The 15,851-nt window shown below is 51.8% G+C and carries 11 protein-coding genes; 8 read left to right on the top strand and 3 right to left on the bottom strand.

The window, feature by feature from the left end:
* Positions 1–92 precede the first annotated feature (92 nt).
* Complete coding sequence (locus RIC05_RS08640; protein ID WP_350046754.1) at positions 93–950, top strand: alpha/beta hydrolase; 858 nt, start codon at positions 93–95, stop codon at positions 948–950.
* 67 nt (positions 951–1,017) lie between these two features.
* Here the strand turns inward: RIC05_RS08640 and secA are convergent, their stop codons facing one another.
* Positions 1,018–3,726, bottom strand: coding sequence for a preprotein translocase subunit SecA (gene secA, locus RIC05_RS08635; RefSeq protein ID WP_350046753.1), 2,709 nt, complete (start codon positions 3,724–3,726; stop codon positions 1,018–1,020).
* A gap of 334 nt (positions 3,727–4,060) precedes the next feature.
* Between secA and RIC05_RS08630 the strand changes: the two genes are divergently transcribed.
* The 4 genes from RIC05_RS08630 (at position 4,061) to argJ (ending at position 8,860) form a co-directional block, all read left to right on the top strand.
* The gene (locus tag RIC05_RS08630) at positions 4,061–5,161 is read left to right on the top strand and encodes a hypothetical protein (RefSeq protein ID WP_350046752.1); all 1,101 of its coding nucleotides are present in this window, start codon (positions 4,061–4,063) and stop codon (positions 5,159–5,161) included.
* A 57-nt stretch (positions 5,162–5,218) separates the two neighbouring features.
* Positions 5,219–6,289, top strand: coding sequence for an SPM autocatalytic domain-containing protein (locus tag RIC05_RS08625; RefSeq protein ID WP_350046751.1), 1,071 nt, complete (start codon positions 5,219–5,221; stop codon positions 6,287–6,289).
* Positions 6,290–6,558: 269 nt separating this feature from the next.
* A complete protein-coding gene (locus RIC05_RS08620; protein ID WP_350044522.1) occupies positions 6,559–7,437 on the top strand; it encodes a peptidylprolyl isomerase in 879 nt (292 codons plus the stop codon).
* A 193-nt stretch (positions 7,438–7,630) separates the two neighbouring features.
* Positions 7,631–8,860, top strand: coding sequence for a bifunctional glutamate N-acetyltransferase/amino-acid acetyltransferase ArgJ (argJ, locus tag RIC05_RS08615; protein WP_350046750.1), 1,230 nt, complete (start codon positions 7,631–7,633; stop codon positions 8,858–8,860).
* Between the two features lie 77 nt (positions 8,861–8,937).
* Here argJ and RIC05_RS08610 read toward each other — a convergent pair whose 3' ends face one another.
* Complete coding sequence (locus RIC05_RS08610) at positions 8,938–10,134, bottom strand: pentapeptide repeat-containing protein (RefSeq protein ID WP_350046749.1); 1,197 nt, start codon at positions 10,132–10,134, stop codon at positions 8,938–8,940.
* Positions 10,135–10,390: 256 nt separating this feature from the next.
* Complete coding sequence (locus RIC05_RS08605; protein WP_350046748.1) at positions 10,391–11,665, bottom strand: pentapeptide repeat-containing protein; 1,275 nt, start codon at positions 11,663–11,665, stop codon at positions 10,391–10,393.
* 360 nt (positions 11,666–12,025) lie between these two features.
* Between RIC05_RS08605 and RIC05_RS08600 the strand changes: the two genes are divergently transcribed.
* The 3 genes from RIC05_RS08600 to RIC05_RS08590 all read left to right on the top strand — a co-directional run bounded on the left by RIC05_RS08600 (position 12,026) and on the right by RIC05_RS08590 (position 15,845).
* A complete protein-coding gene (locus RIC05_RS08600) occupies positions 12,026–13,249 on the top strand; it encodes an HDOD domain-containing protein (protein WP_350046747.1) in 1,224 nt (407 codons plus the stop codon).
* Positions 13,250–13,424: 175 nt separating this feature from the next.
* On the top strand, positions 13,425–14,648 hold the full coding sequence (locus tag RIC05_RS08595) for a response regulator (protein ID WP_350046746.1): 1,224 nt from the start codon (positions 13,425–13,427) through the stop codon (positions 14,646–14,648).
* 15 nt (positions 14,649–14,663) lie between these two features.
* Positions 14,664–15,845 (top strand): HD domain-containing phosphohydrolase, encoded by a 1,182-nt coding sequence (locus RIC05_RS08590; protein WP_350046745.1) that lies wholly within the window; start codon positions 14,664–14,666, stop codon positions 15,843–15,845.
* The last annotated feature ends 6 nt before the right edge of the window (positions 15,846–15,851 follow it).

Genomic DNA, 15,851 nt, shown 5'->3' with positions numbered 1-15,851 from the left:
ACATGCTGTTCTCTAAACCAAAAACGATCCCGATTGGATATATTTACGTACAGTGTAGAACTTCAAATCAATTGTCTTTGTTTTTGGTGACGATGCGCATACTCAAATTTACAGCGAATGCCCTGATTGCGGCCGTGTTCCTTGCCGGTTGCGATAAACTTTCCGCGTTTAATCAATTTCAGGCCGGTCAGTATAAGCCCGACATCGCTGATTTATCTTATGGCCAGGATGACCGACAGGTTCTTGATGTCTATCTGCCATCATCATCCGCGCAGCCTGCCCCGTTGATTATCTGGTTTTACGGCGGGTCCTGGGATTCCGGGGATAAGGCCAAATACGCATTTGTCGCCAAACGCTTTAACGAACTTGGCTATGCGGTCGCCATTCCAGACTATCGACTGGTGCCAAAAATCCATTTCCCGGCCTTTATCGAAGATGCCGCATCGGCCATTGCCTTTATGAAGGATTATGCGGCCTCACACCCCGATCAACTTACCGACGAACCGGTCATGTTGGCGGGGCATTCAGCGGGCGCATATAATGCGGTTCAGGTTGTCGCAGACCCGACATATCTGAAAGCTGTTGGATTAAATTCCCAACATATCGTCGGGATTATCGGTCTGTCGGGTCCCTATGACTTTCATCCCTATGATGTCAGCGCGACCGAGATTGCCTTTGGCGACACCCCGGCACGCCTAAGCCAGCCGGTTGAGATGGATCTGACGCACATGCCGCCGCTTTTGCTGATCACGGGCACGCGCGACACGACTGTCCTGCCACGCAATTCACGCCGGTTGGCAACCCTTGCCCCAAAAACCGAACTGATTGAAATCAAGGAGACCGGACATGCCGGAACCTTGACCGCATTGGGGTTTTATCTGACCACCGATCAAGCCGTTCTTGATCCCGTCACGGTGTTTCTACGCACCAATCTTCCAACAGAAAACTAAAGCCTCCCCCCAAACGAAAAACGCGCCCCACATGGAGGCGCGTTTTTATCAATATTGCAAAGTTGGATCAGGCGATCTGACCGTGGCAATGTTTGTATTTCTTGCCTGATCCACACGGGCAGGCCTGATTGCGTGCAACCCGACCCCAACTTGCCGGATCATTCGGGTTCACCGTTCCCGATGCCTGACGCGATTGAACGGTGGCACCTTCGCCGCCCTGTTCAGCAGCTTCACCCGCACCGCGGTTTTCATGCATTTCCTGCTGCGAACCGCGTGGCTCAAGGTCTTCCTGTCGCGGTGTGGTCTGCAATTCAACATGGGACAACATCTGGGTCACACGTTCACGCAAGGATACCAGCATCGCTTCGAACATATTAAACGCTTCGCGCTTAAACTCATTGAGCGGATCACGCTGACCATATGCCCGCAGGCCAATGCCCTGACGCAAGTGGTCAAGTGCCAGAAGATGTTCTTTCCACGACTGATCAAGCAACTGCAGCACAAGGCTTTTTTCGACCTGACGCATGATGTCGGAACCGTAATTGGCAACCTTGGCAGCCATTTTTTCGTCAGCGACTTTTTCAATCCGCTCCCGCATGACTTCCTGATCGATGCCTTCTTCCTTAACCCAATCTGCAATCGGCAGATCAACGCCCAGAATACGGGTGGTTTCTTCGTGCAGGCTGGCGACTTCCCATTGCTCGGGATAGACCTTGGCCGGGCAATATTTTTCAACCATGTCTTCGATGACTTCGGCACGCATGTCCGCAACATCTTCGGCAACATGCTTTGCCTGCATCAGATCACGGCGCTGTTCATAAACGACCTTACGCTGGTCATTCATGACGTCATCAAATTTCAGAACGTTTTTACGAATGTCAAAGTTACGTGCTTCGACTTTCTGCTGTGCTTTTTCCAGCGCCTTGTTGATCCACGGATGGTAAATCGCTTCACCTTCCTGCAGACCCAGCTTCTGGAGCATTCCATCCATCCGCTCGGACCCGAAAATGCGCATCAGGTCATCTTCAAGCGACAGATAAAACTTCGATCCGCCCGGATCACCCTGACGACCGGAACGGCCACGCAGCTGGTTATCAACACGGCGTGATTCGTGACGTTCCGTCCCGATAACAAACAAGCCACCAGCAGCCAGAACTTTTTCCTGATCGGCTTTGACTTCGGCTTTGATTTTTTCAATCGCTGCCGCACGTTTGGTTTCGTCCGTTACATTGCCAAGTTCATGCTCGACACGCATTTCAACGTTGCCGCCAAGCTTAATGTCGGTACCACGACCGGCCATGTTGGTTGCAATCGTAATTGCGCCCGGCGCACCGGCTTGGGCCACGATCAATGCTTCGCGTTCATGCTGCTTGGCATTAAGAACTTCGTGCGGGATTTTCTTCTTTTTCAAAAGGTCCGACAGAATTTCCGATTTCTCGATCGACACCGTCCCGACAAGGGCCGGCTGGCCGCTTTTATGGCACTCTGCCAGCTGTTCGGAAATCGCCACCCATTTTTCATTGGCCGTACGATAAATTTCATCGTCTGAATCTTTACGGGCAATCGGGCGATGGGTCGGGATTTCAATGACGTGAAGCTTGTAGATTTCTTCGAATTCTTCGGCTTCGGTCATTGCCGTACCGGTCATACCGGCAAGGGTCGGATACAAACGGAAATAGTTCTGGAACGTGATCGAGGCCAAGGTCTGGTTTTCGTTCTGAATCTTGACCTGTTCCTTGGCTTCAAGTGCCTGATGCAGACCATCGGAATAACGGCGGCCTTCCATCATACGTCCGGTAAATTCATCAATGATGACGACCTTGTCATCCTTGACGATGTAGTCGGTGTCTTTCTGGAACAGCTTATGCGCCCGAAGTGCCTGATTGACGTGATGGACAAGATGAACATTGGCAACGTCGTAAAGCGTGCCTTCTGTCAGGATTTCCATTTCCATCAAAAGCTGTTCGGCGTGCTCGGTCCCGTCTTCAGTCAGGGTCACGGCACGGGCTTTTTCGTCCTTTTCGAAGTCTTCTGCGATCAGTTTCGGGATCAGCGCATCAATAGCGCGATACAGCTCTGAACTATCTTCAGCCGGACCGGAAATGATCAGCGGGGTACGGGCTTCGTCAATCAGGATCGAGTCGACTTCATCGACGATAGCAAAGTTGAACGGACGCTGCACCATGTCTTCAAGGCGGAACTTCATGTTATCGCGCAGATAATCAAAGCCCAGCTCGTTATTGGTCGCATAGGTAATGTCGCAGGCATAAGCAGCGCGGCGCTGATCGTCGGTCATGCCATGCATGATCACGCCCACGGTCAGACCAAGGAAGCCATAAACTTCGCCCATCCATTCCGCATCACGGCTGGCCAGATAGTCGTTGACCGTGACCACATGAACGCCCTTGCCTTCAAGCGCATTCAGATAAACCGGCAAGGTCGAAACAAGCGTTTTCCCTTCACCGGTTTTCATTTCAGCAATTTTGCCAGACGTCAGAACCATCCCGCCCAGCATCTGAACATCATAGTGACGTTCACCGCGCACACGTTTGGATGCTTCGCGAATGGTGGCAAAGGTATCGGGAAGAATGTCGGTCAGAGTCTCGCCATTCTTGAGACGTTCGCGCAGCCAATCGGTGCGGGCGCGCAGTTCGTCATCAGACAGCTTCTCGACTTCGGGTTCCAGGGCATTGATTTGCTCGACCGTGGCCCAAAGGGCTTTGACTTCACGATCGTTAGCTGAACCGAAAATTTTCCGGGCAATGGCGCCGAGCATTAATACGTTCCTGAACAAATGAATAAAGACAGAATTAAGCACCGGCGGAAAGCCGAGCACGATCACAGATAGAACCCTGTCTGCCATCTGTCAACGGAACGAACCAATATCGCTAATGTTGAGCCTGAATTTAGACGAGAACGACACAAATCCGAGCAAAACAGGCATCACGTTGTGCAAAAAACCTGCTCATACATCACCTTCTGGCTTGAGAACTCCGAAAAAAAAACGTAGTATTCTCGCTACAGTTTAAACTTCAAAGAGCATGTAGCTCAGTTTTGGCAATCAGGAATGTCCTGAACATTTATGCCAAAGATATCCTCAGGAGGAGGAAATGGTCGATTTCTCCGCGCTAAATCCGTTCCGCCAAGGTCAATCCGGCCTTCAGGATGCGCGTCAGCCACTCAGCAAAATCAGCACCGACGTTGGACAGGGTTCCGCGCAGGCAAATGCCAATGCGCGTCAACGTATTGATCCTGTTTCATTGTCAGACGATGCGCTTGCGGCACAAACCAACAATCAGCCGCTTGCACCGGCAAACGGCAAAGCACTGTCGTCAAAGCCGCCGACAACGGACGAGCTGTTTGAACGTGCACTTGATGCATCGCTTGAAATGATTCGCGGCAGTGTCGAAGAAATGTTTGCGCTTTCGGGCATGACCGAAGAAGACGCGATTGCCGCAACAGATGCCATGTTCAATGGAATCCGTGACGCTGCATCGGGACAGGACCAGTTCGAATTCTCCTTTGATCAGGCCATCGCCAGCCATAGCAAAACGGCAATTTCCTATGCGGGTGCCAATGGGTCGGCGGTCGGTGTTTCCGAGTCTGCGATGATGGCGGTTCAGTCGCTTGATATCAGCATCAATAACGAAACCGGCGAATTTTCGTTCAACTATCAGGCCGCCAAGGTCGAAGTTGTTCGCACCGAAGCAATCGCCATAGGCAACAGCATGGGTGCCGCCTTGGGCGCACTTGGCAATGTCATGAGCGGGCTTGGGGGCGGATCACTGGTCAATGTGCTGGGTAATCCGGCAAGTGCCGAAGACGGCGGTCTTCTGTTTGACATCAATGACAATGGCGTTGCCGAGTTCATCCGTGAACTTATGAACGCAACTGTTGGCACCGATGATGGCAACGAAGGCGAAGATGGCAATGCAACCTCTTCCGGCCAATCGGTTGCCGCAGAACGCATGTCGGCCCTGAATGCGCAGATCACCGAACAGTTCATGGAACAGGCAACCTTGATTGTTCGTGGCATCAGTCAGGCTGCACCACAAGATGGTGACGGCGGAAATCAGCTGAAACTCACCGTCGATATGTTGATGCCGATGGGCCGATTTGGTCAGGACGGCAATGACGCGACATTCACCTTCCCAACAGGTGAAACTGTCCCAGTGATTGACCCGACACAAGAACAGGATGTTCTGATTTAACCAAAAACGGGATGCCGAGTTTTGGCATCCCGCAGCCCTTCAGGAAGGAGGCGCTGGATGTTTGATCACACGACTCTCCACAACCCTACTGCATCCCAAAATGCTGCAAATATGGCCGCATCAAACGCCCCATTGCACAGTGCTGTCACGACCAACAAGTCAGATAGGGATGCACAAACCAACGCGCAGCTGAACCAGCAGCGCGCGATCATTGATCAGATTGATCTCAGCATAGAAGCCAACAAACGCATCGAACAATCCATATCTGCAATCTCGCGCCCGGTGCTGGATGTTCCAGCAAACCCGCTTGCGGCCTTTGACGCGTTAAAACCCGCCTATGACGATGCCCAGACCCGGATGAACAGCGAAGCCTTCATCGTGCTGTCGATGATGGGCATCCCCCCGGCCAAAGCCCGCGCAATGGCCAATGCCATGACCGACAGCGCCCAGGAAATGACTTCCGCAGGTTCCAGTAAAACCAGCGGTGCGGCGTCCGCTCAGGAACTTTCCATCAGCTCGCGTCAGATCGAAATTAATGTCACAGACATCGAAGCCCGGTTTTCAAAAATTGCCGGTAATGCCAACATTTCCATATCAGAATTCACCGCCCAGATCGAAATAATCCGTGTCGAAATCGCCCAAGCCTTTCAGGTTGATCCCTTGATCCTTGATCTGGACGGCAACGGGATCGACGTCACCAGCCTTGAAGGCGGCAAGCAGTTTGACATTGATGGCAATGGATCAATTGATCAAACCGCATGGATAAGCGGTCACGATGCGCTTTTGGCCCTTGATCGCAATGGGGATGGCAAAATCAATGATGGTCGCGAACTGTTTGGCGATCAGCATGGCGCCAAAGACGGCTTTGCTGAACTTGCCAAATTTGACGACAATCTGGACGGCCTGATCGACAAGCAAGACGGCGTATTTACCTCGCTTGTCTTGCTGCGTGCGGATGGACGTCAACAAAACCTGTCTGAAGCCGGCATAAAATCGATCTCGCTTTCCATGATTACCCCGCTTGATCAACGACTGATCGGTGGTGATCTGGTTGCAGAGTCGAAATTTGAACGCGATGACGGCTCCATCGGACAGGTTGGCGAAGTCTTCTTTGACGTCAAAGCCTAAGTCACCCGTCAATTTCATAAAATCATCATTCCACCGGCCTCGATTGCCCCTGTTAAAACCGGGGCGATGGGTTCCGTTCTGGTTTAACGGGTAATTGATTTACGCATATCTCGAAGCCCGAAATTAAGCGTTTCACAATTTGGACAGATTGCTTTGCGAAAAAACCCGTCCTCTACGGCGAAGCCTTGTGCAGAAAACGCTTATGTGGTTTACCCGTGGGGAGAGGCGCTGGGGTGAAAACCCCTCTGAAATCAAAGTCTGGAGAAACTATGCTGCGCAAAACCCTTCTTGCCGCGTCGCTGGCATCCGTCATTTTTGCTTCCCCTGTCATGGCACAGGACGCTGCACCAACCGAAGATCCGGTTCTGGCGACGGTTAATGGCGAAGAAATCCTGGAATCTGAAGTGCGTGCAACCCAACAGGGTTTGCCGCAACAGTATCGCCAGCTTCCGTTTGAAATGCTCAAAGGTGAGCTGCTGACACGTGAAATCAATCAGCGCCTGCTGATGATTGCCGGTTCTGATGCCGGTCTTGCCGACGACGCAGAAGTCAAAGCACGCGTCGAAGCGCTTGAGCGCCGCGTTGTGGCCGAGACCTTCCTTGATCGTGCGCTTGACGATGCGATCACGGATGACGTCATCAAAGCAAAATATGACGAATTCGTCGAAACCAACGTGCCAGAAGCACAGGTTCACGCCCGCCATATTCTGCTTGAAAGCGAAGAAGACGCCAAAGCCATCATCGCAGAACTTGACGATGGTGCCGACTTTGCCGAACTCGCCAAAGAAAAATCCACCGGTCCATCGGGTCCGAATGGCGGTGATCTTGGTTTCTTTAACCGTGCAGACATGGTCGCACCGTTCGCCGAAGCAGCCTTTGCAATGGATGCAGGCAGCTACAGCAAAGAACCGGTTCAGACCCAGTTTGGCTGGCACGTGATCTTGGTTGAAGAAGTCAAAGAAGGCACCCAGCCGACCCTTGATGAAGTGCGTCAGCAGTTGCTTGCAGAAGCAACCCGTGATGCGATCACTGACATTGTTGATGGCCTGCGCGAAGAAGCGGACATCGTCAACAATGTTGAAATCGAAGCTGAAAAAGCTGCTGCCGAAGCAGCAGACAAAGCTGAGAAAGAAGCTCCGGCTGAATAAACCAAGGGATCATCACGTCGGGTTTGCCCGGACGGATGTTCAATCCACTTGATTGCAAACGGGGTGTCGCCATTGGCGTCGCCCCGTTTTGCGTCCCCCCATCCATAATCAGACAAAATGCCCACTGCTGCTTGCTTTTCGCCACCATTGCGGCAGGATGGGTAAAACATCCCTATTAAAGGAACTTGCACAGATGGCTGCGACGTCGCTTTCTCCGCTTGCCCCCGCTTCATTCCCGGACCTTCCGACCATTGCCGGTGTCAAACTTCATACCGCAACACTTGGTATTCGCTATAAAGGCCGCCCGGATGTGTTGCTGGCAGAATTGGAACCGGGCACGCAGGTTGCCGGTGTTTTCACCACCTCGACCACAGCATCCGCAGCAGTCCGATGGGGCCGCGAAGCACTTAAGGGCGGGACCGCACGTGCATTCTTTGTCAATGCCGGAAACTCTGTCGCCTTTACCGGCAAGGCCGGTGAAACCTTTGTTGCTGACAAGGTCGAAGCAGCCGCCAAGGCGCTTGGTTGTGCCAAAAGCGAAATCTTTACCGCATCCACCGGCGTGATTGGCGAACCGACCACCGCCAACCGCATTACAGATGCGATGGATGAAATTCTGGCCAATGATGCAAGCTGGTTGGATGCCGCCAAGGCCATCATGACCACAGACACCTTCCCGAAAGGTGCCTCTGCAACCGCGACCATCAACGGCACCAAGGTCAGCATCGCCGGATTCACCAAAGGATCCGGCATGATCGAGCCAAATATGGCCACCATGCTTGGCTTTGTCTTTACCGATGCCGCCCTGCCCCACAGTGTTTTGCAGGCATTGTTGTCTGATATTAACAACCGCAGCTTTAACGCCATCACCGTTGATAGCGACACCTCGACGTCCGATACGGTTCTGCTGGCGGCAACCGGCAAAGCGGGCAACAACCCAATTGCTGATGTGAACGATCCGGCACTTGTCGAATTCAAGGATGCGCTGGAAGCCGTCTTGCGCGACCTTGCCCATCAGATCGTCCGCGACGGCGAAGGCGCGACCAAATTCATCACCATCAATGTCACCGGTGCGGTTAGCGAAAAAGAAGCCAAGATTGCGGCCAAGGCGATTGCCAACTCACCGCTGGTTAAAACCGCGATTGCCGGAGAAGACGCCAACTGGGGCCGGATTGTTATGGCTGTCGGGAAATGTGGTGTTACCGCAGATCCGAACAAACTGACCGTTTCAATCGGCGGCATTGCGCTGGCAAAAAATGGCGAACGGGTTGCCGATTATGACGAAGGCCCGGTCGAAGCCCACATCAAGGGTCAGTATATCGACATCGAAGTCGATCTTGGGTTTGGTGATGGTGCTGCCACGGTTTGGACCTGTGATCTGACTCATGGCTATATCTCGATCAACGCCGATTACCGTAGCTAACTATATGCTGCGATAGACCCTATAAACAAAACGCCGCCTGTGATGGGCGGCGTTTTTGCATCATACGTTCAACGCGATCATTTCTTGCGGGGAATGTTGCCGTTCAAGACCAAACCGACATTGGCCCCTTCGAGATCGGCCTGACTTAAATCCGTGTCGCCAAACGCAACGCCTGCGACATTGGCCTGTTTCAGGATGGTGCCCTTCATTTGTGTTTCTTCGAAAATCGAGTTCCGCAAATCCGCATTCTCAAAATTTGTATCAGTTAGATCAGCGCGCCACACAACACCGGTTTTGGCACCTTTCTTGTCACGCTGGTCAATCCCGCCAAACTTGACCCCCTGAAAGACGGCTTCGCTGCAATCGGCATTGGCCATCCGAACGCCATCCAATACAGCACCGTTCATGCGGACTTTTTTCATGTCCGCATCACGCATCGAACACATTGCAAGGATCGTATCGACAAACAGGGCACCGCGCAGATTACATTTTTCAAAACTGGCACCAGACAAATCCAGACCGGAAAAATCCATGCCGCTTAAATCCCGCCCGTTGGCAATCATGGGGAGACCGGTTTTACCGCCTGATAAGAGCCACTCGCTATGTCCATTCACCAATTCGCGGATACCTTCAACCAACGGGGCAGACGTCGTCCCCCCACCGATGGAATTGGACGTATTGGACTGCGACAGATCAACGCCCGTCATATCGACATTCCGAAGATTCGCACCGCTTAGGTCCGCACCAACCAGATTACAGTCAGTAAGCTTGGCCCCCTTAAGGTTGGCATTGCGAAGCTTTGCCCCATTAAGATTGCACCCGGTTAAATCAGCGCCTTCCAGGTTCACGGCAAACATGTTTGCGTCGCTAAGATCAGTATTGGCAAGACTCGAACCTGACATTTTGGCACCAGATAAATCAGCGCCCCACATCACCGCACCTTCAAGATCGGTGTTGGTCATATCGGTTTCTTTTTTGACGGGGCGTTCCTGTAACCCGTCCATAATAACCATCACACCCGCCCGCAAATCGATGCCGCTTAGATTGGCATTGCGCAGCTTGGCACGTGCCATATTAGCACCGCGAAGGTCAGCCCGCAGGAAGCTTGATCCTTCAAGATCGGCTTCGACAAAGTTGGCCCCAAACAGATCGCAGAAATCAAAACAGACGTGGCGCGCACTTGCCTGGATAAAGTTCGCACCGGGCAAAATGGCGTCTTGCAGACTGATTTTGCTCATTTTTATGCGTGACAGATTTCCGCTGCGCAATTGCATGCGTCGTCCACCTGGTTTTTGATTGAGATAGAGTTGATGCATTTTAATTGCATCTATCAGGTCAGAACGCGATGCCATGTGGCAGGTATTCCTCAGTCGCTAAATTACGTTTTTTGAATTCAGCAAACAGAATGCAATAGTTTCGCCGTAACGCAATGCATTTAACGGCATGCGAGAACTTAATATACTTATGATTGAAGATTTATCTTTTTGGCCTATCCGGATGGCCAAGGCAATGCCCGGATGATCCGGGCGACTATGATGCCCGCTCGGGAATGTTCCCGTTCAGAATAGAACTGGCATTGGTCCCATTCAGATCAACTTCCTGCAGATCGGTTTTGCCAAAAGAAACACCGGCAATATTCGCCTTGGCAAGACTGGCACCCTTCATCTGCGGTTCTTCAAAAACCGAATTGCGTAAATCGGCGAATGAAAAATTGGTTTCGGTTAGATCAGCCCGCCAGACTTGTCCGGTTTTATCCCCGTTTCCGTCGCGCTGTTCAACCCCGCCAAACTTGACACCCTGACAAATCACCTTGGTGCAATTGGCATAAGACATCCGCACACCATTCATGATCGCACCGCTGAGACGGGCACGGGTCAAATCGGCATTGCGCAAGGATGTCATGGCAAGAATGGTGTCGACAAATAATGCTCCGCGCAGAATGCAGTCATCAAAACAGGCCGCCGATAGATCAAGACCGGAAAAATCAAGCTCCGTCAGATCACGTCCCGTTACGTTCAACGGCGTTCCCGCTGCCCCGCCACTGGTCAACCATTCACTGTGGGCATTGATCAATTCACGAATGTCTTCGGGAAGTGGTGTCACCGCCTTGGCACCAATCGAGTTGGCGATATTTGCCTGCGACATGTCCACATCGGTCAGATCAACGTTGCGAAGGTTCGCACCGGTCAGGTCCGTGCCCATCAGCAAGGCGTTCTTCATCCGGGCACCTTTAAGGTTGGCGTTTTTAAGCTTCGCCCCTGACAGGTTACAGCCGGTCAAATCCGCCCCGGCAAGGTTCACCGCAAACATGTTCGCATCGCTCAGATCAGCATCCGCCAATCGTGCACCCGACATATTACTTTCGGCCAGATTGGCCCCAGACATCATCGATCCTTGCAGATCAGCATTGGCAAGATCGGTCGCGCGTTTGACTTTACGTTCGCGCCCGGCATCGACAATGACCATCACACCAGAACGAAGGTCGGCCCCCTTAAGGTTCGCATTGCGTAATTTCGCCCGCGCCATATTCGCACCGCGCAAATCCGCACGCACAAAGCTGGACCCTTCAAGATTGGCTTCGACAAAGTTGGTGCCAAACAGGTCACAGAAATCGAATTTTACATCCTGAATGGTCGCTTGAATAAAGTTGGCCCCCGGCAGAACCGCATCTTCAAGGCTGACTTTGCTCATTTTGATGCGCGACAGGTTGCCATTGCGCAATTGCATGCGCTTACCGCCCGGCTGCTTCATCACATACAGCTGGTGTTGTTTAATTGCGTCAATAAGTTCTGAACGCGTTGTCATTTAGTGGATCGTACCCCCGGTCGATCAAAAGACTGCATGCGCATTTTTAGTTATTTATGATTGTACCTACGCACGGCATTTAACAGTCTGACAAAATATGACATTTGTCTGAAAACTATTGTAGATATAGATACCTAGATCAAAGCAACATATACATCTGTACATGATCGGCGTCTTTTCTTGGTCCCCCTTCGCTACTTGATATCGTTAGATACTGATTCTGATGAAAAATATGTGATCTCGTGCTGACCGATATCTTACGAGTCGCAATCAGAGATTAATACATGTGGCTGGATGATCTTGTGATCAAGTCATGAAAGTCCCATCTGCATAAAACAAATCTGTTTTAGAATCGGACCGATGCACCACATCCTGTTTGTCGACGATGACGCCAATATTCTTAGCGGACTGCGCCGACGCCTGCGGAGTGCGCGACCAGAATGGAACCTTTATTTCGCGGCCAGCGGGAAGGATGCGCTTACACTTGCAGAAAATCAGGATTTTGACGTCATTGTTTCCGACATTCAAATGCCTGAAATGGACGGGATCACCCTGCTTGAAAACCTGCAGAAAACCCATTCGGATGCTGTGCGTATCATTCTAACCGGGCATACCGACAGCGCGTCCTATCTTCGGACCATTGGCCCTGCCCACCAGTTTCTCAGCAAACCCTGCGATAATGCAACTCTGATTGGCAGCATTGAAAATGCTCTTGGTCTTCGACAGTTGCTTAAAAGTCCGGAACTTCGAACACTTGTTGCCAACGCCAAAAGCCTTACCTCTCCGCCAGACACCTATATGCGTCTTGAAACGGCATTTGCCGATCCAAACTATTCGCTCCAAAGCATCACGGAAATTGTTGAATCCGACATTGCGCTTACGACCGAAATTCTCAAACTTACCAATTCATCCTATTTCGCTGTGACCCAGAATGTTTCGTCCGTGTCGCATGCTGTGCGCATGCTGGGTATGGAAACGCTTAAGGCACTTGCCCTGTTTATTGGCCTGTATCGCGGGTTTGACGGCCCGCCCAGTCAGGCAGAAAACCTTAAACGGCTATGCCATCGCAGCCAGCAGATCGGGGTTACCGCGGCCCTCATTGCTGAATATGAAAAGCTGCCGCGTGAAATTTGCCATGCCGTGCCCTCCATCGGAATGCTCAGCCATATCGGCACCCTGATCCTGTACGCCAACCGTCCCGATGAAATGGATGCCGTAACCAAGCGGGTCGAAGATGAAGACATCTCCATTCATCAGGCCGAAACCGAACAGTTCGGCGCAGGACATGCTGAAATCGGAGCCTATTTGCTTGGTCTTTGGGGGTTTGCAGCGCCGATCATTCAGGCCGTTGCCTATCATCACCGCCCGATGGATTTACCCCATCAGGAAATGAATGCGCTGACCGCGATCTATGTAGCACAACATCTGACACGCGAACTTGCCGACCGCGACGCCGGACTTGACGTTCAAAGTGCCATTGATATGGATTACCTGACCAAGATCGGCAAAGAAACGCATCTTGAAGAATGGCGCAACATCGCCGGTCTTATGTCAGAAAAATACAGCGATCTGACCAACAGCTAACCATTAACCTACATCGCATGGGTGCATCCTGTAATTTCAGGCTTCTTAGTTGATAAAACCATCAGGTTTTAGCGAAAAAATTGCAGGGCGCACAACGTACTCCCCATATGTGGACTGTCAACCAGCCTCTTTCGGCACCATGTAGTAGACAAGGAACATGCGTAAGAGGCACAAGATGAGCTTCATCCTCTTTGTAGATGATGACAAAAACATTCTCGATGGATTGCGACGGAGACTTCGTTCGGCACGGCCACACTGGGAAGTCCGTTTCGCCAATGATGCGGAAAGCGCACTTGCGCAAGCCGAAGAGACAGAGCCTGACGTTGTTATCTCGGACATGTGCATGCCCGGCATGGATGGCGCGGCGCTTTTGACAACCATTCAGCAAAAACACCCACATACAGCACGTATCATCCTATCTGGCTTCGCCGAGGAAGAGGCCATTTTGCGAACCATTGGGCCAGCTCACCAGTATCTGGCAAAACCTTGTGATGATGTGCTTCTGATTGAAACCATCGAGAATGCGCTTGATCTGCGTGATTTGCTAACCAACCCGGATTTGCGCGCGTTGGTTGGCGGAATTGGCGCCCTTGCCTCACCGCCAACAACCTATGCGAACTTGGTCAAGGCACTCGAAAATCCATTGGTCAACACCGAAGAGCTCACGTCCATCATCACATCGGACATCGCGCTCACGGCAGAAATCCTTAAATTGACCAATTCAGCCTATTTCGCCATCCGTCAAAAAATCACCTCCGTGTCACAAGCCATCCGGATGGTCGGGATTGATACGCTCAAGGCACTGGCATTGTTTGTCGGTCTGTTTCACAGTTTCGATGGCACCAAGGCCGATGCTACCCGCATGATGCAGCTTTGCCAGCGCAGCCAGCAACTTGGCGTGGTTGCAACCCTGATCGCCGAACAGGAAAAGTTACCCAAAGAGGTCATTAATGTCATGCCTGCCATCGGGATGCTCAGCCACACTGGCAGTCTGATCCTTTATGCCTATCGCGCCAAAGAAATGGCTGAAGTTATCAAGCGCGTAGAGCGGGAGCATATCCCGATCTACATTGCCGAACGCGATCAGTTCGGCGCGGCACATCCTGAAATTGGCGCCTATTTACTTGGTCTGTGGGGATTCCCGAGTGCGATAGTACAAACGGTTGCCTATCACCATCATCCGCAGGACACCCCGCATTCTCAAATGAATGCGCTGACCGCGATTTATGTTGCGCAACATCTTGCGCGCGAAGTTGCCATAGAACACCGCACCGGCACAGCGCCAGAAAGCCAGATAGATCTCGAATATCTCGAACAGCTGGGCAAAACTGAACGATTGCCGGTTTGGCTTGAAACGGCGCGCCTGGTTGAAGAAAAATATCGTGAGATGGACCAATAAGGGAGATACGACATCATGGATAATCCCTTTGTGCTCTTCGTCGATGACGATGAAAATCTGTTAATGGGCATGAAACGCAAACTGCGCGGTAAATTCAATTTTGATACCGCCCTTGGCCCCAACGAGGCACTTGAAAAAATTCGATCCGGAACTCAATACGCCGTCTGCGTTGCCGACATGCGAATGCCTGAAATGGATGGTGTCCAACTGCTCAGCGAGATCTCCAAAATCAGCCCTGACACCGTCAATATGATGCTGACGGGAAATGCAGACCAGCACACAGCGGTTGAGGCCATCAATCAAGGACATATCTTCCGCTTCTTCAACAAGCCCTGCGAAGATGATGACTTAATCGCTGGCCTGAAAGCCGGGCTACGGCAATATCAATTGGTCACTGCGGAAAAGGCCCTGATTGAACAAACTCTGGCTGGCAGCGTGAAAGTCCTGACCGAAATATTGGCGCAGCTAAACCCGACAATTTTTGGCAAAGCAATGCGGGCCAAAACCTGGTGTGATAAGATTGCCAAACCCGTCGGATATAAGCACCCATGGGAACTCGGCCTTGCTGCCCTTCTCGCCCCGATTGGCTATGTATCGCTCCCACCGGAAATCCTCACCCGACTTGGTCAAGACAAACCGCTTCAGCCACTTGAACGCGATGTTGTCCGCCGCACACCCGAGGTCGCGCGCAGCCTGATCTCAAATATTCCACGTCTGGAACAGGTGGCCGGAATTGTTTATCTGCAAAACCGCAATTTTGACGGATCGGGCTTCCCGGCAGAAGGTCCGTTGGGCGAGGACATCCCACTTGGCGCGCGTATTCTTCGGATATTCAATGATCTTGAGAAAATCGTCGACAACACTCTGGTGGTGAAACACCACTTCGACGAACTGCGTCAGAAACCACAGCGCTATGACATGGCTCTTCTCGACAAGATCGAAGCTGAGCTCGCAGAGGATGATCCATCCTATGACAAGGTGGCTTACCCTCAGGGCACAGAACTCGACATCTATCTCAAACACCTGCGAATGAATGACTTTCTGCTTACAGATATTGAAACGCTGGGTGGAAATGTTTTGCTTACGCACGGCAACTACGTCTCTGAAATACAGCTCCAACGCTTGCGCGTTTTTCAGGAACTCCATCAATTCCATGAACCTATTCGGGTAAGACGCGGCGGGGCTAAACCGGCATGATTAATA

The sequence above is a fragment of the Thalassospira sp. genome, assembly GCF_040218635.1.
In the GTDB taxonomy this organism is placed as follows: domain Bacteria; phylum Pseudomonadota; class Alphaproteobacteria; order Rhodospirillales; family Thalassospiraceae; genus Thalassospira.
The sequence above is the reverse complement of the archived record's forward strand: the minus strand, read 5'-3'. Positions and strand labels throughout refer to the sequence as shown.